Raw genomic sequence first — 20,068 nt, forward strand, 5'->3', positions numbered from 1 at the left:
CCTGGAGTGAACACGGTGCATCAACGGGCCCATTCCCATTGGGGGCGAGGTGGGAGCGGAGTGCATTTCTGCGCTACCGAGTCACACGGGCGTAACGATTCGCGTCTTGGGGTCGGTAGGGTACGGCCCCGGAGTGGAACCGGCCGTTACCCCATCACGTCGATGGACCATCAGGGTCCGTGTTCGACGAGGTGACGCAGTCGACGGGAGACGGGCGCCAGCGCGCCCGGCCCGGTTCCCTACCCGGGCCGGGCCCGTTCCGGACACTACAATGAGCCGAATCGGTACGTTCCAGGGGTGACCGCGCCATGAGCGCGGGTGTGACGTCCGAGCCGACATGAGGATGAGTCATACGTGAACGGAAAACGCGCTTCAGGCGATGGCTCCGAGGGTGCTCTCGCGGAGGCGTTCCGTCATGCACCCGAGCCCATGGCGGTCACCGGGGCCGACGGCGCGATCCAGCACGCCAACCACGCGCTCACCGGACTGTTCGGCCGCGCTCCCGCCGAACTCACCGGTCGGACCTGGTTCGAGCTCCTGGACCCCGCCGACGTCGAACACGGTGCGCAGGCCCACCGGGACGCGTTGTCCGGAAACTGGAGCCGCCGCTCCCGGCTGCGTCTGGTGATCACGGACAAGTCCTCCCGGCTGGCGGAGGTCGAGCTCCGACCCGTTCCTGTCACCGCCGACGGCGGCGCCACCCCCCTGGTCGTGCTCTTCCACGTGCTCTCCACGGAGGAGGCGGACCTGCGCGTCGTCGGTGACCTGCGCACCGACAACTCCGACTCCGTCCTGTGGAGCCTCGACCTGAGCAACGGGCGCCTGCGCGAACTGTTCGGGCCCACCCCGCTGGGTGCGCTCCTGTCCGGGAACGACCGCGAGCTGGAACGCATCCTCGAACGCATACACCCCGACGACACGGCCCGTGTGCGCGACGCCATGGCGGCCTCCTTCGCCGGGCGCGACTACGAGCAGCGCTTCCGGATCTTCGACCGCCTCGGCGACGAGCGCTCCCTTCACGTGCGCGCCCGGTACGTCCCCGGCCAGCCCGACCGCCTCGTCGGGATCATCGACGACGTCACCGAACACGTCCAGCTGGTGCGCAGGCTCGCCGACCGCCGGCGCACCGAGGCCGAACACGGCCGCCTGGTCACCGAACTGTCCTCCAAGCTCGTCTCGGCCACCACCGTCGACAAGGTGATGGACCTGCTCAGCGAGGAGTTCCTGCCGATCTTCGGCGGTGTGGCCGCCGGGGCGCTCTACGTCGAGGACGGTCTGCTGCGCACCTCCCCGAGCGTTCGTGAGCGCGGCAACCTCCAGCACATAGACGGCCGCCGCGCCGACGACACCGACTACCCGATGGGGGCGGTCATCCAGGACCGCCAGCCCCGCTTCTTCGAGAGCCGCGCCGAGATCGTCAGCCGCTTTCCCGCCGCCGCCGAGATGATGCGTTCGGTCCGCGGCCAGGCCTGGGCCACCGTGCCGATCTTCGGGGACGGCAAGATCGCCCTCGGCGTGTGGCAGATGGTCTGGGACCGGCCCCACCACGCCAGCCGCGACGAACGCGCGCTCATGCTCACCTTCGCCGGTCTGGCCGGACAGGCGCTCCAGCGGATCAAGGCCCAGCAGGCCGAGCTGGAGCTGGCCGACGCCGTCCAGCGCCGTATGCTGCCCCGCCAGGTGGCGAGCTTCCCCGACATGGATATCGCCACCAAGTACCTGCCCTCCCGCGCGGAGTGGCGGATCTGCGGCGACTTCTACGACGTGATCGAGCTCCCCGACAACAAGGTGGGGCTCCTCGTCGGCGACGTGCAGGGCCACGGCGTGGAGGCGGCCGCGGCCATGGGCCAGATCCGGGTCGCCTTCCGCGCCTACGCCACCAACCAGTCCGATCCCGGCGTGGTCCTGGGCGAGACCAACCGGCTGCTCACCGAGACCGGCGAGATCGTCTTCGCCACCTGCGGCTACCTCGTGGTGGACCGGGGGAGCGGCGTCATGCAGGCCGCCTGGGCCGGCCAGCCCCCGGCCGTGCTCGCGGCCAAGGGCGCCTACGAGCTGTGGTCGCCCGAGACCGGGCCACCCCTGGGCGTGCTCGCGGACACCGAGTACACCGTCACCACCCGGGTCCTGGCTCCGGGCACCACACTGCTGCTGTGCTCCGACGGACTCGTGGAGAGTTCCGAGGTCACCATGCAGGACGGACTGGCCCAGGTCGGGGAGGCCCTCGCCCAGCACGGGGAGAACCCCAAGGCCGCCGCGCAGGTCCTGGCCGAGATGGCACCGGCGGGCCGGGGCGACGACATCGCGCTCCTGGTCACCCGCATGATCCCGCGCGCCACCCCGCCGCCCGAGCAGGCGGAGAGCCCGGAGAACCTGTCCGTCCGGCCGGTCTGAACCGGCCGGAGACGTCCCCGGGCTCGCCTACCCTGGTGGGGTGCCCGAAACACTGTTCGACGATGCCGGGGCCGAGGCCGCCAAGGGACAGGAACCGCTGGCCGTGCGCATGCGGCCGCGCTCCCTCGACGAGGTCGTGGGCCAACGCCACCTCCTGGGCGAGGGCAGTCCGCTGCGCCGCCTGGTCGAGGACGACGCGCCCATGTCCGTGTTCCTGTGGGGCCCTCCGGGGACCGGCAAGACCACCCTGGCCACCGTGGTCAGCCGGGTCACCCAGCGCAGGTTCGTGGAGTTGTCAGCGGTCAACGCGGGCGTCAAGGACGTGCGCGCCGTCGTCGACGAGGCCAAGCGCCGCATGGGCATGCACGGCACGCGCACCCTGCTCTTCGTCGACGAGGTCCACCGCTTCAACAAGACCCAGCAGGACGCGCTGCTGCCCGCCGTGGAGAACCGCTGGGTCAGCTTCATCGGCGCCACCACCGAGAACCCCTTCTTCTCCGTGGTCAGCCCGCTGCTGTCGCGCTCCCTGCTGTTGTCCCTGGAGTCCCTCGACGACTCCGACATCCGCGCCCTGGTGGACCGCGCCCTGACGGACGAGCGCGGACTGGACGACCGGTACACCCTCACCGAGGAGGGCGCCGACCACCTCGTCCGGCTGGCCGGGGGAGACGGACGCCGCTCCCTGACCTACCTGGAGGCAGGCGCCCTCGTCGCCGGCCCGCCCGTCGCCCGCCGCCAACCCTCGACGGACGCCTCCGGCGCAGGGCTTCCCCCTGCCGAGGAGCGGGTGGAGATCACCGCCGAGCACGTCGAGCGCGCCGTGGACCGCCACGCCGTGCGCTACGACCGCTCCGGTGACCAGCACTACGACGTCATCAGCGCCTTCATCAAGAGCATGCGCGGCTCCGACGCGGACGCCGCGCTGCACTACCTGGCACGCATGATCGAGGCGGGGGAGGACCCCCGGTTCATCGCCCGCCGCCTGGTCGTGCACGCCAGCGAGGACGTCGGCATGGCCGATCCCACCGCCCTGCAGACCGCGGTCGCCGCCGCCCAGGCGGTCGAGCTCATCGGCATGCCCGAGGCCCGGATCAACCTCGCCCAGGCGGTCATCCACATCAGTCTCGCCCCGAAGTCCAACGCGGTGATCACCGCCATCGACGAGGCCATGGGCGACGTACGCGCGGGCAGGGCCGGCGCTGTTCCCGCACACCTGCGCGACGGCCACTACAAGGGCGCGGCCGACCTCGGGCACGGCAAGGGCTACCGCTACGCGCACGACTTCCCCGGCGGCGTCGCCCCCCAGCAGCACGCCCCCGAAGGGCTCACCGGACGCGAGTACTACCGGCCCACCCAGCACGGGGCCGAGCGCCGCTTCAGCGAGGTCCTCCAGAAGATCAAGGGCGTCCTCAAGGGCGGTTAGCGGTCGGCGGACCGGCCGAGCGGAGGGCCCCGGCGCATGCGCCGGGGCCCTCCGCTCCGGGGAAGGGCTCAGTCGGAGAACAGCTCGACGACCTTCACCACCTCGCGGGGCCCGTCACCCTCCTGGTCCTCGGCGAAGGTGATCTCGACGATCATCACCGGCCCCCAGGACAGGTAACCGACGAAGTCGCTCCCGGTCAGGTCCCAGGTGCCGCGAGCGTCCTCGTCGAGGAAGACGTGCTCGGCGGCGGCGCAGAACTTGGCGCACTTCACCTCGGCGTCGGGCCGGATGACGGCCTCGGCGGGGTCGCCGTCCTCCTCCCACTGCTCGGCCCAGGCCTCGTGGCTCGGAATGCCCTGGTTGCGGGGGATGTCGTCCTCCCGCGTGACCGGGGTATAGGTCCAGGCCCGCTCCTCCTCCCCGGCCTCCGACTCCTCCTGCTCCGCGGGGTCGAACCGGACCACCAGGGTGCCCGGATCCTCTTCCTCTTCGGCGGGATCCTCCTCGGGCACATCCGAGATGTCGTCGGCCACCGGTCCGGCCTCGGTGCCCCCGCCGGTCAGCTGGGAGATGCCCCAGACGCCGCCACCGATCAGCACGGCGGCCACCGTGACCGCGCCCGCCAGGAACAGGGTCCGGGTGGGTCGGTGGTTGGACATGCGTCCCTCCAACCGGATCACCTCGGGCACCCGCGGGGGCGGCTCCACCCCGTGCCACTCGCGTTCGAGGATGCGGCCGATCTCCTCGCGGCTGTCGGTCCCGGGGACCTCGCCCGCCTCGGTGTTCTCGGTCTGCCAGACCGCGATGACCGCGCCGATCACCTCGCGCAGGCTGGGCCGCCGGTCCGGGTTCGGATCCAGGGCACGACCCACGACCGGGCGCAGCCCCTTGGGCAGGCCGTCCAGGGAGAAGGAGCCGGAGGCCACGCGCTGGGAGATCTCCTCGGGCTCGCCCGGACCGAAGGGCAGGCGCCCGGTTCCGGCGAACGCCACCACGGCGCCCCAGGCGAAGACGTCCGCGGCCGGGGTGGCCACGCCGCCCCGGTACCGCTCGGGGCCCAGCCAGGTGGCACCCGAACCGCGCAGCCGCTCGGAGTCCGCGGCCACGGCGCACTCCATGATGTGCGGACCGTGCGACTCCAGGAGGACCTCGCTGGGTCGCAGCGAACCGTGGGCCACCCCCCGCGCGTGCAGCGCGGACAGTCCCTCGGCCAGCGCGGTGGCCAGCGCGATCAGCTTCCCGACCCCGAGTCCGCCCCGCTTCGTCACGTAGTGGGAGAGGCGCTGCCCGGCGATGTAGGGCATGGACAGCCACGGGGGGTTGGCGTCCGCGTCGAAGGCCAGGGGGGTGACCACCCGGTGGGAGTCGACCGCGGACAGGTTGCGGAGCCTCTGCGCCAGGGCGGGGTAGACGTCCGGCGACTCCAGTTCGGGGGACCTGAGCAGCTTCACGGCGACCAGGCGGTCGCCGGAGCTGGTGGAGGCGGTGTCCACCGCGGCGTACACGGTGCCGGTGGAACCCTGGCCCAGCCGACCGAGGACGAGGTAGGGGCCGATCCGCGACGGGTCGTCCGGGTAGAGGGGGGCCAGGTCCGGTGGTACCAGTACGGAGATCTCTCGGGGAGAACGAGGGCTCATGGGTGTCCTGTCGGTGCTTCTGGGCCAGCGGGCGACTGTGGTGTCCGGACATCGTAGTGAAGATCCCGCTCTGCAGTGATTCTCGCGGAAGGCCTCCCGTCCGTCGATCCCCGCGGCCTCCACCGGCCAGTACGGAAGCGGGGCGTACCGGATACGTGACCTGTTCCATCGAGAGCCACACCGTGGCGTGCCCGCACACCCTGCCGGTGGACGCGATAGGGTCAGCCGAAACCGGCCGCCCCGTCCCTTCCAGGCGGGGGCGGCGGACACGGCTCGGGAGTCCCGACCCGGCGCAGTCGCTGGCCCCCGTACCCGATCCCGGTGTCCGGCGCGCGCCCGAGTGCGCTCCGGGACCGTTCGCACACCCTCGAAGCAACCCTCTATCTGCCCTACGGAGCCTTCATGCTGACCGGAGGAGAGGTCGCCGCACTCGTCGCCGCGGTGGTCTGGGCGGTGCTGGCCACGTTCATGTGCGTGGCGCTCGTCAAACTGATCAAGCTCATCAACGAGACCACCAAGGTCGTCGCGGAACTGGGGGAACGGACCCCGCCGCTGCTGGACGACATGGCCTCCACGGTGGAGCGCACCAACACCTCGCTCGAGCGGGTCGAGGAGATCACTGCCAACGTGCAGGCCTCCTCGGAGGACGTCTCCACGATGACCGCGCTCACCCGCTCGGTGTTCACCGGGCCGCTGGTGAAGGTCGCCTCGTTCTCCTACGCCGTCCGCCAGGTCCTGGGGCGCCGCAAGGCCCTGGCCGTCATGCGCGGACGCAGGCGGAAGGAGAACCGGTGATCGGCCGTCTGTTCTACCTCGCCGCGGGGGCCGCGCTCGGCGGTTACGTGGTCCACCGGGTGAACCGGGCACGCAACGCCCTGACCCCCGGCGGCATCGCCGACCGGGTCGAGGGGCGGGTCAGCGAGTACCGGGGCGCCCTCCAGGAGCTCAATGAGGACCTCGCCGAGGCGGTCCGGCAGGAGGAGGCGGAGATGATGCGCCGCTACGCGCCCAGGCGCCGGGTCCTGCGCTCCGCGGACGGTACGCCCCGAGGGCTCTCCGACCGCGAGTAACCGCTGGTGGTCACCGGTGCGGGGGAGAAAATCGGGCGATCATGGACTTTTGTGTCGAATCGGCGAACCGTCGCCCTCCGACGTGCGTCTGTAGGTATGGACGAACCAGTCGATGACGTGAGGAAACGCCATGTACCCGCCCCAGCAGCCGCCCTACGGTCCCCAGGGGGGACACGACCCCTACCAGCAGGGACAGCCCGCGTACCCGGGTGTTCCCCAGCAGGAGTCGGGCAAGATGCCCGGTACCGTGATCACCGTCCGGGTGCTCATGTTCATCGGAGGCGTCGTCGGCCTGCTGTTCGGCGGGCTGGTCCTGCTGATGGGAGCTGCGGCCGGCGGTGACAACGCGTTCGCGGAGGGCTTCGCCGAGGGCGTCCAGGAGACGGGCGGCTACATCGACCCCACGGACATCGCCGCCGGGATGGTGCTCTTCGGGGTCGTCGTCCTCGCGTACGGCATCTTCTCCACCGCCCTCGCCTCGTTCATGGGCAAGCGCAGTGCGGCGGTCCTGTGGCTGATCGTCGTCTTCCAGGTCCTGGCCGGCCTGTTGCTGCTGCTCGGTGCCGTCCTCGGCGGCTTCCTGATGTTCATCCCGCTGCTCTTCGCGATCGGGATGATCGTCCTGATGGTGGTCCCGGCCTCCCGCGCCTTCTACACGCCGCAGCCGGCCAACCCCTACACCGGGTACTGAACCTCCGGCCCGGGGGCTGACGGGCGGGCTGGGCCCCCGTACCAGCACGTTTGGTACTGCCCTGATCATTCTCTGTAGAGTTCTCGTGCTGTCACACGTTCCTTAGAGAGGACCACGGTGCACCCCTCACCCCCCAGCGGCCCCGATCAGCCCCACGGCCAGGGCCAGCCCTCGCAGCACCTCCAGCAGGGTGGTCAGGGATATCCCCAGCCGCCGCAGCAGTTCCAGCAGGGCGGTCAGGGCTACCCCCAGCCGCCGCTGCCCCAGGCCCCCGGGCAGAACCCCGGGCCGGGTCGGCCCTACGGCGTCCCGGGGAGCCCGGTCCCGCCTCCGCCGCAGTTCAACGGCAGCCCCGGCAGCACCGATGCGATGCCGGGGCAGGCCCTCGCGGTCCGCATCCTGATGTTCATCGGCGGCCCGTGCGGCATCATCCTCTTCTTCGTCGTGGCCGCGGTCACCCTGTTCGGCGTCGGCCTCACCGCCGCCGCCGGCGCTGCGGCGCAGGTCGACTCGCCGACCGCAGCCCTGGGCACGATGGGCGCGATGGGTGCGGTCGGCGCCCTGATCCCCCTGGCCTACGGCGTGGCCTCGATCTGGATCGCCGCCGTCATGGGCCGTCGCACGCCCAAGGTGCACCGTGCCGTCGTCATCTTCAACATCGCCGCGTTGGCGGTCCTGGCGCTCAACATCGTCCTCATGATCTCCATGGGCGCGGGAGGCGCCTCGGTGCTGATCCCGGTCGTCTTCCACGGGGTCATGACCGGCCTCATGTTCGCGCCGAACGTGCGGGCGTTCTACAACTCCTAGAGACGCGGGTCACGGCAGACCGATCCGGACACGGACACCGACCGGCCGGAACGACCGGTGCGGGCAGGGCCCGGCGGGAGACCGCCGGGCCCTTCGCCGTTGCCACGGGGATGTGTCAGTGGCCAGCGGCGATAGCCTTGGAATGGCCGGACCGCCGCCGTTGTCCTCAACGGTGCGGGTCTTCGGCGGCCACAGCAAACCATGCGCGCAGGCGTGGCGGTTCCCTCTACGATGGGCCCCTATCGACCACGCGTGACCACGGTCCCACCCAGGGACAACCCCGTCGCCACCGGGCGGCGGAGCCAAGCACAGGAGGGCATCAATGGAGACGGCAGAGATCGCGCGCCGCTTCCTCAGTTTCTTCGAGAAGAACGGACACACCGTGGTGCCCTCGGCAAGCCTGATCGCCGAGGATCCCACGCTGCTGCTGGTGCCGGCAGGCATGGTCCCCTTCAAGCCCTACTTCCTGGGTCAGCGCACGCCCTCCTACAGCACCGCCACCAGCGTCCAGAAGTGCATCCGCACCAAGGACATCGAGGAGGTCGGCAAGACCTCCCGGCACGCCACCTTCTTCCAGATGCTGGGCAACTTCTCCTTCGGTGACTACTTCAAGGAGCAGGCGATCCCGCTGGCGTGGGAGCTCGTCACCACCCCGGTGGAGGACGGCGGCTTCGGGATCGACCCGGAGAAGCTGTGGGTGACCGTCTACCTCGACGACGACGAGGCCGAGGCGATCTGGCGTGACAAGGTCGGGGTCCGTCCCGAGCGCATCCAGCGCATGGGCATGGAGGAGAACTACTGGTCCATGGGGGTCCCCGGACCCTGTGGCCCCTGCTCCGAGATCTTCTACGACCGCGGCCCCGAGTTCGGTGTCGAGGGCGGTCCCGAGGCGGACGAGAACCGCTACATCGAGATCTGGAACCTCGTCTTCATGCAGTACGAGCGGGGTGAGGGCGGCGACAAGAGCGGCTTCCCGATCCTCGGTGACCTGCCCAAGAAGAACATCGACACCGGCCTGGGGCTGGAGCGCCTCGCGGCGGTCCTGCAGGGCGTCGACAACATCTACGAGACCGACATCATCGGCCGCGTGCTGCACCGCGCCGCCGAGCTGACCGGCACCTCCTACGGCGACGACCACGAGCAGGACGTCATGCTCCGCGTGGTCGCCGACCACGTGCGCAGCGCCGTCATGCTCGTCGGCGACGGCGTCAAGCCCGGCAACGAGAAGGCCGGATACGTCCTGCGCCGCATCCTGCGCCGCTCGATCCGCAACCTGCGCCTGCTCTCCGGCACCGACACCTTCTTCCTGCACGAGCTGTCCGAGGTCAGCATCGACGCGATGAAGGACATCTACCCGGACCTGCTCGACAAGGCCGACGTCATCCACGGTGTCATCGACAACGAGGAGCGCAACTTCGCGGACACCCTCCGCGCGGGCACCACGCTCTTCGGCCGGGCGGCCGAGCGCACCCGCGCCCAGGGCGGCACCGTCTTCTCCGGCGTGGACGCCTTCCAGCTCCACGACACCTACGGCTTCCCCATCGACCTCACCCTGGAGATGGCCGCCGAGCAGGGCCTGAGCGTGGACGAGGGCGCCTTCCGCGACCTCATGCAGCGCCAGAAGGACACCGCCAAGGCCGACGCCAAGGCGAAGAAGCTCGGCAACGCGGACATCTCGCTGTACGCCCGGATGCACGAGCAGGCCGGGAACACCGAATTCCTCGGCTACACCGACTCCGAGAGCGAGTCGCACGTCAAGGGCCTCGTCGTGGACGGGGTCGGGGTCCCGGCCGCGCGCGCGGGCGACCAGGTCGAGATCGTCCTGGACCGCACCCCGTTCTACGGGGAGAGCGGCGGCCAGCTCGCCGACACCGGCACGCTGACCGTGGACGGACGCGGCGTGGTGGACGTCGAGGACGTCCAGAAGCCGCTTCCGGGCCTGTTCGTGCACCGAGGCACCGTGCGTTCGGGAGAGGTCGTCCTGGACGACACCGTGCACGCGGCGATCGACGCCGGCCGCCGTCACGCGATCGAGCGGTCCCACTCGGCGACCCACCTCATCCACTCGGCCCTGCGCAACGCGATCGGCCCCTCGGCCGGACAGGCCGGCTCGGAGAACCGCCCCGGCCAGCTGCGGTTCGACTTCACCGCCGACAACGCGCTCGGCGGCGAGCGCCTGGCCCAGGTCGAGGAGGAGGTCAACACCGTCCTCGCCGGTGACATCTCGGTCCAGACCGAGGAGAAGAGCCTGGACGAGGCGCTGAAGATGGGCGCCCTTGCCATGTTCGGCGAGAAGTACGGCGACCGCGTGCGGGTCGTGGAGATGAGCGACTACTCGGTCGAGCTCTGCGGCGGTACGCACGTGGGCTCCACCGCCAAGCTCGGCATCGTCAAGCTGCTGGGGGAGTCCTCCATCGGCTCGGGCGTGCGCCGGGTCGAGGCGGCTGTGGGCGTGGACGCGTTCAAGCGCCTGTCCAAGGAGTCGGCCCTGGTCGGCCAGCTCTCCGAACAGCTCAAGACGCCGCGCGAGGAACTGCCCGAGCGGATCGAGTCGATGGTCTCCCGGCTGCGCGCCGCGGAGAAGGAGATCGAGAGGATGCGCGCCGCTCAGGTGCTCCAGGCCGCCGGCACGATCGCCGAGGGCGCGCGCCGTCACGGCTCGGCCCTGGTCGTGGCCACCGAGGCGCCGGAGGGCGCCAGCGGTGACGACCTGCGCAAGCTGGTGCTGGACGTGCGCGGACGCCTCGGTGAGGACGAGCCCGTGGTCGTGGCGATGACCGCCGTGCCCAAGGACCGACCGGTCGTGGTGATCGCCGCGAACAAGGCCGCGCAGAAGGCCGGGATCAAGGCGGGCGAGCTCGTGGGTGTCGCGGCCCGTGCCCTCGGCGGCGGTGGCGGCGGCAAGCCGGACATCGCCCAGGGCGGCGGCAGCGACCCGAGCAGGATCGACGAGGCCCTGCGTGCCGTGGAGGCGCGCGTCGCGGGCGCCTGAGTGACCAGGTGCTCCTGACCCTCCGAGGTCGTTCGAGGGCGCCGGGGCCCGGTCCGCAGAGGCCGGCCCCGGCGTTCTTCGTCCCCCACACCCTCCACCCCGGTGCGGAATCCGCCCGGGCCGCTGTTTTCGGTGTCCCCCCTCACGTCCACCGGAGAGCCCGGGCCGGCGCACGCGCGCCCGGACGGCGCCTCCGTCCTGCGTACCCGTGCCGGGATTCCACCGCGGTGCCGGGGTCGGAGACACTGACAAAACGTTCCGGAACACTCGTACGCACCCCGGTTGCCCCGGGCTGTGACCGCTGTGACTTACACTCGGACGGTACGTGTGCGCCCCGGCTCCCGCCGTGACAGCCCGACCCGAGGTGCGAGGCCCGGTCGGAGAGGGCCAGCGGGCGTTCCATGGGTGAGGCTGCGCACGGTCAACGAATCGGGCATACTGTGGCGCGTCACAGCCGATCACATGGCTGTCTGCGCGGAGACTCCCGCGATCCAGCTGATGAACAGGACCACCGTGTTGAGGATTTCCCGGCAGCGGTGCTGCGCCGTCGACGGCACAGCCCGCCTGAGCAGCGCCCCCACCCAGGGGGAGGCGTCCTCTTGAGGCAAGGTGTACGCCTGGCGATCGATCCGGGCAACGCGCGTATCGGGGTCGCGGCCAGCGACCCGAGCGGCGTGCTCGCCAGTCCGGTCGAGACCGTCCCGCGCGGCAGAGGCGACGTGCAGCGCATCGCTCTTCTCGTGTTGGAGAGGGAGGCCCGCGAAGTCGTCGTGGGCTACCCTGCTTCACTGTCCGGCCAAGAGGGACCCGCAGCCCGGTCCGCTCGCGAGTTCGCGAACACCTTGGCCCGGCTCCTCGCCCCCGTCCCCGTCAGGCTCGTGGACGAACGACTCACCACGGTGACCGCCCAGGGACAGCTGCTCTCCGGCGCCTCCTTCGGAAAGAAGGGCGCCAAGGGGGGCCGCGCCCGCCGCTCGGTCATCGACCAGGCCGCGGCCACCGTGCTCTTGCAGAGTGCCTTGGACCAGGAACGGTCAACAGGCCATCCCCCGGGCGAGATCGTCCGTGCCAGCCAGGGAGATTCATGACCGACAGGGATGACTACCCCGATCCCTACCGTGGACGTGCCGACCGTGAAGGCGGCTACGACTACGACCCGCTGACCGACCCGCTTCCGGCGCAGCCGCCCTCGCGCGGCCGCCGGGCGCGTCCGGAACCGCAGACGAGCCCCTGGGCCGATCAGCCGGGCACGGGTGAGTTCCAGCACACCGAGCCGTCCACCGGGGAGTTCCGCACCCCCCGGTACACAGCTCCGGAGTCGGGTGAGTTCGACACGCAGAACCGGTCCGCTCCGCCCCCCGGCCGCCGCCGCAGGGCCGAGCCGCCCGCGGACGAGGCCCCCTGGAGCGGTGAGCAGCCGACGGCCCCGCCCCGCCGCTTCGGCGCGGCCGACGCGCTGCGCGGCAGCCGGGCGGCCCGCGGCGGAGGCCAGGGCCCGCAGCGTCCCGCTCAGGGATCGCCCTCGGACACCGGCAGCCACCAGCGCCCGACCCAGGGATCGCCCTCGGACACGGGCAGTCACCAGCGTCCCGTTCAGGGATCGCCCTCGGACACCGGCAGCCACCAGCGCCCGGGCAGTGATCCGACCCAGGACGCCCTCGCGGCCCTCGCCAACCTCGGCGGCGCCCAGAGCCCGTCGGCCCCGCAGGGGCCCCGGCCCTCCCAGGGCCCCCCGACCTCCCCCGGCGCTCGCGGTGAGTCCGCGCGCGGTCCGGCCGAGGACCCGGCCCGCGACCAGCCTCCCCGCAGGTCCCGGCGCTCGCGCTCCGAGGACGCGGGGGAACCGCGTTCGGCCTTCTGGGGCGACGACGCCGACGAACCCACCCCCGCCTTCCTCGCCGACGAACCCGACGAGGAGCCCAGGGGGCGCCGCGCCCGCCGCAAACGCGCGAAGGAGCCCGAGGAAGGGCCGCCGCACGACACCGGGGCCTTCGCGGTTCCGGAGGACGAGGAGCCCAAGGGCCGCCGCGCCCGCCGCAAACGCGCCAAGCAGGCCGACGCCGAGCAGCCCGTGCGTGACACCGGGGCCTTCGCGGCCCAGGAAGCCGAGGAGCCCGCCGGGCGCCGCGGTCGCCGTCGCGCCCGCCGCGCCGCCGAGGAGGAGCCGCACGACAGCGGCGCCTTCGCCGCGGCCCCCGCCGCTCCGGTCGCCGACACCGGCGCCTTCGCCGAGCTGTCCGACCCGGACCGGCAGGAGCCGGTGCGAGACACCGGGTCCTTCCCCGCCCAGGAGCCGGAGGACGAGGCGCCGAAGGGGCGGGGAGGCCGCCGTCGTGCCCGCCGCGGCCGCCGCGCCGAGCCGGAACCCGCCCCCGAGCCGTCGGCCGAGGAGGAATCCCGGGAGCTGGAGGACGAGGACCTCTACGAGGAGGACAGCCTCGAGGACATCGCCGCCTCCTACGGCGACAGCCGCGCCAACCGCAAGCGCGCCAAGCGGGCCAAGGCCGCGCAGGCCGCCCGCCGCAAGGCGGGCAAGCCCAAGAAGCGCAGGAGCAAGGGTCTGATGATCCTGCTCGCCCTGGTCCTGATGCTCGTGGTCGCCGGCGGCGGCTACGGCGTCATGCGCACCTACGTGTTCCCGCCCGACTTCTCCGGCGAGGGCGAGGGCGAGGTCGTCTTCACCATCGAGGAGGGGCAGAGCGGCACCGCCGTCGCCCAGAGCCTGGTGGACGAGGGGGTCGTCGCCAGCGTGCGCGCCTTCACCAACGCCCTCGACTCGCAGGAGGGCGAGGGTGTGGTGCCCGGCACCTACTCCCTGGCCGAGGGCATGAGCGGTGAGAGCGCCGTGGCGGCGCTGCTCGACCCCGAGAACCGCATCGGGAGGGGCGTCACCATCCGCGAGGGCCTGCGCTCCGAACAGGTTCTGCAGAAACTGTCCGAGAACACGGGCCTGTCCCTGGAGGAGCTGCAGGCGGCGTACGAGCAGACGGACGAGCTCGGTCTGCCCGACTACGCGACGGAGGGGCCCGCGGGTTACCTGTTCCCGTCCACGTACCGGTTCGACCCGGACACCGAGGCCCTCTCGATGCTGCGCACCATGGTCACCCAGCACACACGGGTCGCCGAGGAGCTGGAGCTGGAGAGCAAGGCCGAGGCACTCGGCTACGACGCCAACGAGATCATGGCGATCGCCTCCATCGTCCAGGCCGAGAGCGGCGGGGCCGAGGACATGCCGAAGATCTCCCGGGTGGTGCACAACCGCCTGGAGGACGGCATGGCGCTCCAGATGGACAGCACCTGCTTCTACGCCATCGGCGAGTACGGCATCGCGCTCGACAACGACCAGTTGGCCGCGTGCGAGGCGGACACCAGCGGGTTCGACACCTACCACAAGCCCGGTCTGCCCCCCGGCCCGTTCGTGGCCCCCGGTCAGGACGCCATCGAGGCGGCCCTGGAGCCGGAGGAGGGCGACTGGCTGTACTTCGTGGCCACCGACCCGGAGAACGGTGTCACCGAGTTCGCCGAGACCTACGAGGAGTTCGAGGTGCTCAAGCAGCGGTTCCAGGAGACCTGGGGCGGCGGGAGCGAGGAGTGATGCGCGCCGCCGTCCTGGGCTCGCCGGTGGCCCACTCCCTCTCCCCGGTCCTGCACTCCGCGGCCCACGCGGCCATGGGCCTCACGGAGTGGTCCTACGGGCTGTTCGAGTGCGACGAGAAGGGGCTGGCGCCCTTCCTCGACGGGCTGGACCGGTCCGAGTGGGCCGGGCTGTCCCTGACCATGCCGCTCAAGCGGCGGGCCATGGAGCTGGCGGCCGAGGTCACGGAGCTGGCCACCGCGGTCGGCGGGGCCAACACCCTGGTCCGCGCGGGTGAGGGCTGGGCGGCGCACAACACGGACGTCGAGGGGATCGCCACCGCGCTCACCGAGGCCGGCGTCCCCGCCCCGGACGGCACGGTCGTTCTGGGGGCGGGGGCCACGGCGGCCTCCGCCCTGGCGGCACTGAGGGAACTGGGCGCGACCGGACCGGTCACCGTCCTGGCCCGCGACACCGCCCGCACCGGCGAGGTCACCGCCGCGGCCGACCGCCTGGGACTGTCGGTGGGGGTGGCGCCGCTGGCGGACATCGACCGGTACCTGGACGCCGACCTCGTGGTCTCCACCCTGCCCTCGGGCGCGGCGGACGCGCACGCCGAACGGCTCGCGGCCTGCCGGGCCGACCTGTTCGACGTGATCTACGCCCCATGGCCGACCGCCGCGGCCGAGGCCGTAACGGCCCGGGGCGGACGGGTGGTCGGGGGTTTCCCGATGCTCCTGCACCAGGCTGTGGCCCAGGTCAGGCTGATGACCGGGGTGGAGGACGTCCCGGTCGGGGCCATGCGGGCCGCGGGCGAGGCCGAACTCCTGCGGCGCTCCACCCGGGTCGGGGGCTGACCACAGGAGCACGGTGCTCCGCCGGTCCCCGAGCCCTGCTATATTGGACGTAATCGACTTGGTCCGGTGTGCTCGGCACTCCGGAACCGCAAGCGGAGATGATCCTCCCACCTACCGGGCCCCGCCCGTGTGGGTCCCGGTCAGACGATGGACGCACCATTCGGTGTCCGTCGGGCGCTCCTTCGGAGAAGGCCCGCGGAACGTGTGGCGTCTCCGTCGTGCACATCCGGTCGGATCGCCCCGCTTGCACACGCTGGCGGGGTTTTCGCTTTTTGGTGAGATCCCAACGCGGGCGGGTGGCCTGAACAAGCACGGGCGACCCGGTCGAACAGGCCGACCACCACACGGTGGGCGGCCGGTCCCAGGTAATCCGAGAAAGCTAGGGAGGGGTCTCATCAGCACAGAGCCCCGCATCAATGACCGTATCCGGGTGCCCGAGGTCCGACTTGTCGGACCCAACGGTGAGCAGGTCGGAATCGTCTCCGTGCAGGACGCGCTGCGTCTGGCCCAGGAGTCCGACCTCGACCTCGTCGAGGTCGCACCGACCGCGCGCCCGCCGGTCGCGAAGCTGATGGACTACGGCAAGTTCAAGTACGAGTCCGCGGTCAAGGCCCGTGAGTCGCGCAAGAACCAGTCGAACACGATCATCAAGGAGATCAAGCTCCGCCCGAAGATCGACCCGCACGACTACGAGACCAAGAAGGGTCACGTCGTTCGGTTCCTCAAGAGCGGGGACAAGGTCAAGGTGACGATCATGTTCCGTGGCCGCGAGCAGTCCCGGCCCGAGCTCGGGCGCAGGCTGCTGGCGCGTCTGGCCGAGGACGTCCAGGATCTTGGCACGGTCGAGTCCCAGCCCAAGCAGGACGGCCGCAACATGGTCATGGTGATCGGTCCGCACAAGCGGCGTTCCGAGCACAAGGCCGAGGCCCGTGCCGCGGCGGGGGACAAGACCCGCCGCGACGAGAGCGACCAGGCGTAAGGCGCCAGGGGAAGTCCCCCACCGCCCGGCCGTCGTGAAGGCGGAACCGGGTGGTGGGGTGGGCTGTGCGCGAACAGCCCGTGATGCACCGGTGTGCGACGGGACCCCGCCGTAGTGGCGGAACAATCGCGACATTCGTTTGAGTACGGGTGCCGCGCCGACGGAGTAGGAGACGACGGCGACATGCCGAAGAACAAGTCCCACAGCGGAGCCAAGGACCGTTTCAAGGTCACCGGCTCCGGCAAGATCATGCGCCGCCGTGCCAACAAGAACCACATCCTTGAGCACAAGACCTCCAAGCGCAAGCGGAAGCTGGGCACGGAGGCCGAGCTCGCTCCGGCTGACACCAAGAACATCAAGAAGCTCCTGGGCATGTAGCCCAGAGTCTCTTCCGTCCTCCTTGGCATGCCCGTGCGCCCGACCCGGTCGGCGCGCTGAGGCGCCCGGAGGACACCCACCTGAAGCGAACACGGTCGCTGGGTGCGTCCTGGCCGGACCGGTCGGCGCGCCGTGCGCGCCGGAAGAACCAATGAGGGAGTCACTGTGGCACGCGTGAAGCGGGCTCTCAACGCCAAGAAGAAGCGCAAGGTCGTTCTCGACCGGGCCAGTGGTTACCGCGGGCAGCGCTCGCGTCTGTACCGCAAGGCCAAGGAGCAGATGCTCCACTCGATGACCTACTCCTACCGGGACCGCAAGGACCGCAAGGGGCAGTTCCGTCGTCTGTGGATCCAGCGCATCAACGCCGCCTCCCGCGCTCACGGCCTGACCTACAACCGTCTCATCCAGGGTCTGAAGCTGGCTGAGATCGAGGTCGACCGTCGCATGCTGGCCGACCTGGCCGTCAACGACGAGGCCGCCTTCGCCGCGCTCGTGGAGAAGGCCAAGCAGGCCCTCCCCACCTCCGCCGCGGCCTAGCAGGCAGAGAAAGAAGCAGCAGACGGGTAGCGATGGCGAGCCACGAGTTCACGAGTGTCCGGTCACCCAGGATCAAGGGGGTTCGGCGGCTCGCCAAGCGCACCTTCCGTCAGCGTGAACGGCGCTTCCTCGCGGAAGGGCCGCAGGCTGTGCGGGAGGCCCTGGCCGCCGTCAACGGCGGCGACGGGCGGTCCCCCTACGGTGGGGCCGCCCACGGCGTTGTCGAGGTCTACGCCACGGCGGAGGCCATGCAACGCCACATCGACCTGATGGACGCCGCCCACACCGCGGGCGTGCCCACCCACCGGGTCAGTCTCGACGTCATGTCCGAACTGGCGCAGACCATCACCCCGCAGGGGGTCATCGCGGTCTGCGAGTTCGTCGACGTGCCACTGGAGAGCATCACCGACGTGCGGCTCGCCGTCGTCCTCTCCCACGTGCGCGACCCCGGCAACGCCGGAACGGTCCTGCGCACCGCCGACGCGGCCGGCGCCGACGTCGTCATCTTCACCGACGCCTCGGTCGACCCCTACAACGGCAAGTGCGTGCGGGCCTCCGCCGGAAGCCTGTTCCACCTTCCCGTGGTGGTGGGAGTCCCGGTGGCCCGGGCGGTGGACTTCCTCCGCGGCACCCAGGCCAAGGTCTGGGCTGCGGACGGCGGCGGCGACCGCGACCTGCACCAGCTGGCCGATGACGGCGACCTGGACGGCCCGGTCGGCTGGGTCTTCGGCAACGAGGCCTGGGGCCTGCCCGAGGAGATCGTCCAGCTGACCGACGGCGCTGTCAGCGTTCCGATCTACGGCGAGGCCGAAAGCCTGAATCTGGCCACGGCCGCGGCGGTCTGTCTCTACACGACCGCGAGACAGCAGCGGAGCTCCTGAACCCCCTCCGCGCCGGTTCTCGCGCGTGCTGCCGTCATCCCTGAGCAGTCACTCCCGGTGATGGTCACGCCCCTGACCCGGGGCGGAGGATGAGACGGTATACACGCTCGGTAACAGGTTGTCTCAACCATCCGAAATGCACGTGCACGGGGCCCGAGTGTCGATAGGGTCGGGCCAGTACCACGGTGGTTCATGCGCATCCCGCTTGGCCGCCTTCACCCGACCCGTGTCACGGGTAGGGCGGTGCGCGTGGCCGCGACGACACGGCAGGCTTGGCGACGCGCTGTGAGCACACAATGCTCCCGACGCCGCAGGACGGGTTCCGGCGCGAACGGGGCCGACCGCCCGGGGCGGACGACGGTGCACCGGATGACCCGTCGTCCCGGATCCGGGTGGGGCCGTATCCCGTGTCATGAGGCGTACCAGGTGGGAGTGCAGGGTAGATCTGCGGTGGTGTCCGGGGGAGAGAGCGACGGACACGACCGGTCAGCGATCCCGACCCAGGAGTCCTGTGGTCGCGGACCTTCGGAGGGGAGCGGGGAGAGGCGTGGGCAGCGGCCGGCACGTAGGCCAACCGGCGGAGGGCTCCGACGGTGCGGCGGCGCGATCCTCGGAAGACCCCGCCGGGGACGAGAACACCACCGACGTTCCCGCCGAACGGGAGGACGCCCCCCAGGGACCGGCCCGTGCCGGACGGCGGCAGGGGAGCGCACCCGCCCTGTGGGACGTCGACACCGCCTCGGCGGGACCGGGCGAACCCGCCCTGCACGCCGACGACCTCCCCGACGGGGTGGTCGTCGCCGACGCCCGGGGCCGGGTCGTCCTCTTCAACTCCCTGGCCGCGCAGCTCACCGGGGTTCCGGCGGAGTCGGCGCTGGGCCGCGACTACCGCGCCGCCCTGCCCCTCAACGGTCTCGACGGCAACAACTGGTGGGAGTCCAGCGACCCCTACGGCGGTGACCGCGAACGCACCCGGCAGCCCGAGCGGGTGCTCTGCCTGCCCGACGAACGCGAGATCCTGGTGGCCGCCCGCTACGTGCGGGCCAGGCCCGGCGGGGCGCTCGTGCGCCTGGTCGTCACCCTCCGGGACGCCTCCGCGCGGGCCGAACGCTCCCGCGCCGACCTGGTGTCCGAGGTCGCGCACGAGCTGCGCTCCCCGCTCACCAGCGTGAAGGGTTTCACCTCCACCCTGCTCAACAAGTGGGAGCGGCTCACCGACAAGCAGAAGCTGTTCATGCTGGAGACGGTCAACGCCGACGCCGACCGCGTCACCCGGCTCATCCACGACCTGTTGGACGTCTCCCGCATCGAGTCCGGGCGCCTGGAGGTGCGCCGCCAGGTCGTCGACCTGCCCGCCGCGGTGCGCCGCCTCGTCGCCAGGCGCGTCACCTCGGGCGAACCGGAGGAGCGCTTCCGGGTCGAGACCCACGGCGAGCTCCCGCAGATGTGGCTGGACGCGGACAAGCTGGAACAGATCCTCTCCAACCTCGTGGAAAACGGGGTGCGGCACGGCGCTGGTACTGTCAGTATCGTGATCGAGCCGTGTGAAGGAGGAGCAGCGGTGTCGGTGCGCGACGAAGGCCAGGGCATAGCACCCGAGACCATTCCGCGCGTCTTCCGCCAGTTCTGGCGCAGCAAGCGCCGTGGCGGGACCGGCCTCGGACTGTTCATCGTCAAGGGCCTCGTCGAGGCCCACGGCGGCACGATCACCGTCGGGCGCGCTCCCAACGGCGGCGCCGAGTTCCGATTTACCATGCCCGCCGGGACGCCCGAGTTCGTCTGAGCCCTCAGACCCTTCGGCCTCCCCGGCGGGCGCACGCGGCATGTCCCGGACCCCGCAACGGACCT

16 protein-coding genes are annotated in these 20,068 nt (G+C 71.2%); 15 read left to right on the top strand and 1 reads right to left on the bottom strand.

Annotation, left to right across the window (positions count from 1 at the left end):
* The first annotated feature begins 354 nt into the window (after window positions 1-354).
* A complete protein-coding gene (locus D458_RS0130010; RefSeq protein ID WP_026119829.1) occupies window positions 355-2,394 on the top strand; it encodes a SpoIIE family protein phosphatase in 2,040 nt (679 codons plus the stop codon).
* A 40-nt stretch (window positions 2,395-2,434) separates the two neighbouring features.
* Window positions 2,435-3,817 carry a replication-associated recombination protein A gene (locus D458_RS0130015; protein ID WP_017590419.1) on the top strand — a complete coding sequence of 461 codons (1,383 nt, stop codon included), beginning with the start codon at window positions 2,435-2,437 and terminating at the stop codon, window positions 3,815-3,817.
* Window positions 3,818-3,885: 68 nt separating this feature from the next.
* Here the strand turns inward: D458_RS0130015 and D458_RS0130020 are convergent, their stop codons facing one another.
* Entirely contained in the window at window positions 3,886-5,454 is a 1,569-nt protein-coding gene (locus tag D458_RS0130020; protein ID WP_017590420.1) for a serine/threonine-protein kinase, read from the bottom strand.
* A gap of 402 nt (window positions 5,455-5,856) precedes the next feature.
* Here D458_RS0130020 and D458_RS0130025 point away from each other — a divergent pair, with 402 nt between their 5' ends.
* The 13 genes from D458_RS0130025 (at window position 5,857) to D458_RS0130090 (ending at window position 20,003) form a co-directional block, all read left to right on the top strand.
* Entirely contained in the window at window positions 5,857-6,249 is a 393-nt protein-coding gene (locus D458_RS0130025; protein ID WP_017590421.1) for a DUF948 domain-containing protein, read from the top strand.
* Window positions 6,246-6,524 (top strand): hypothetical protein, encoded by a 279-nt coding sequence (locus D458_RS0130030; protein WP_017590422.1) that lies wholly within the window; start codon window positions 6,246-6,248, stop codon window positions 6,522-6,524. The genes D458_RS0130025 and D458_RS0130030 overlap by 4 nt, the downstream gene beginning before the upstream one ends.
* A gap of 130 nt (window positions 6,525-6,654) precedes the next feature.
* On the top strand, window positions 6,655-7,215 hold the full coding sequence (locus D458_RS0130035) for a hypothetical protein (protein ID WP_017590423.1): 561 nt from the start codon (window positions 6,655-6,657) through the stop codon (window positions 7,213-7,215).
* A gap of 117 nt (window positions 7,216-7,332) precedes the next feature.
* On the top strand, window positions 7,333-8,022 hold the full coding sequence (locus D458_RS36610; protein ID WP_152521289.1) for a hypothetical protein: 690 nt from the start codon (window positions 7,333-7,335) through the stop codon (window positions 8,020-8,022).
* Between the two features lie 322 nt (window positions 8,023-8,344).
* On the top strand, window positions 8,345-11,014 hold the full coding sequence (alaS, locus tag D458_RS0130045; RefSeq protein WP_017590425.1) for an alanine--tRNA ligase: 2,670 nt from the start codon (window positions 8,345-8,347) through the stop codon (window positions 11,012-11,014).
* Between the two features lie 599 nt (window positions 11,015-11,613).
* Window positions 11,614-12,102 carry a Holliday junction resolvase RuvX gene (ruvX, locus tag D458_RS0130055; RefSeq protein WP_017590427.1) on the top strand — a complete coding sequence of 163 codons (489 nt, stop codon included), beginning with the start codon at window positions 11,614-11,616 and terminating at the stop codon, window positions 12,100-12,102.
* Window positions 12,099-14,609 carry an endolytic transglycosylase MltG gene (gene mltG / locus D458_RS0130060; protein ID WP_017590428.1) on the top strand — a complete coding sequence of 837 codons (2,511 nt, stop codon included), beginning with the start codon at window positions 12,099-12,101 and terminating at the stop codon, window positions 14,607-14,609. Before ruvX ends, mltG begins: the two co-directional genes overlap by 4 nt.
* A complete protein-coding gene (locus D458_RS0130065; protein WP_017590429.1) occupies window positions 14,609-15,445 on the top strand; it encodes a shikimate dehydrogenase in 837 nt (278 codons plus the stop codon). Before mltG ends, D458_RS0130065 begins: the two co-directional genes overlap by 1 nt.
* Before the next feature lie 412 nt (window positions 15,446-15,857).
* Entirely contained in the window at window positions 15,858-16,424 is a 567-nt protein-coding gene (gene infC, locus D458_RS0130070) for a translation initiation factor IF-3 (protein WP_338037048.1), read from the top strand.
* Window positions 16,425-16,607: 183 nt separating this feature from the next.
* Window positions 16,608-16,802, top strand: a complete 195-nt coding sequence (gene rpmI, locus D458_RS0130075; protein ID WP_017583949.1) for a 50S ribosomal protein L35 — start codon at window positions 16,608-16,610, stop codon at window positions 16,800-16,802.
* 165 nt (window positions 16,803-16,967) lie between these two features.
* Complete coding sequence (rplT, locus tag D458_RS0130080) at window positions 16,968-17,339, top strand: 50S ribosomal protein L20 (RefSeq protein WP_169556925.1); 372 nt, start codon at window positions 16,968-16,970, stop codon at window positions 17,337-17,339.
* Window positions 17,340-17,371: 32 nt separating this feature from the next.
* Entirely contained in the window at window positions 17,372-18,220 is an 849-nt protein-coding gene (locus D458_RS0130085; RefSeq protein WP_017590431.1) for a TrmH family RNA methyltransferase, read from the top strand.
* 547 nt (window positions 18,221-18,767) lie between these two features.
* Entirely contained in the window at window positions 18,768-20,003 is a 1,236-nt protein-coding gene (locus D458_RS0130090; protein ID WP_017590432.1) for a sensor histidine kinase, read from the top strand.
* Window positions 20,004-20,068 lie beyond the last annotated feature (65 nt).

Source organism: Nocardiopsis ganjiahuensis DSM 45031 (assembly GCF_000341085.1).
GTDB lineage: Bacteria > Actinomycetota > Actinomycetes > Streptosporangiales > Streptosporangiaceae > Nocardiopsis > Nocardiopsis ganjiahuensis.

Coding starts and splice junctions, on each gene's coding strand:
- D458_RS0130020 (WP_017590420.1), bottom strand. CDS start 5,454: ATGAGCCCTCGTTCTCCCCGAGAGATCTCCGTACTGGTACCACCGGAC.
- D458_RS0130025 (WP_017590421.1), top strand. CDS start 5,857: ATGCTGACCGGAGGAGAGGTCGCCGCACTCGTCGCCGCGGTGGTCTGG.
- D458_RS0130035 (WP_017590423.1), top strand. CDS start 6,655: ATGTACCCGCCCCAGCAGCCGCCCTACGGTCCCCAGGGGGGACACGAC.
- alaS (WP_017590425.1), top strand. CDS start 8,345: ATGGAGACGGCAGAGATCGCGCGCCGCTTCCTCAGTTTCTTCGAGAAG.
- mltG (WP_017590428.1), top strand. CDS start 12,099: ATGACCGACAGGGATGACTACCCCGATCCCTACCGTGGACGTGCCGAC.
- D458_RS0130065 (WP_017590429.1), top strand. CDS start 14,609: ATGCGCGCCGCCGTCCTGGGCTCGCCGGTGGCCCACTCCCTCTCCCCG.
- rpmI (WP_017583949.1), top strand. CDS start 16,608: ATGCCGAAGAACAAGTCCCACAGCGGAGCCAAGGACCGTTTCAAGGTC.
- D458_RS0130085 (WP_017590431.1), top strand. CDS start 17,372: ATGGCGAGCCACGAGTTCACGAGTGTCCGGTCACCCAGGATCAAGGGG.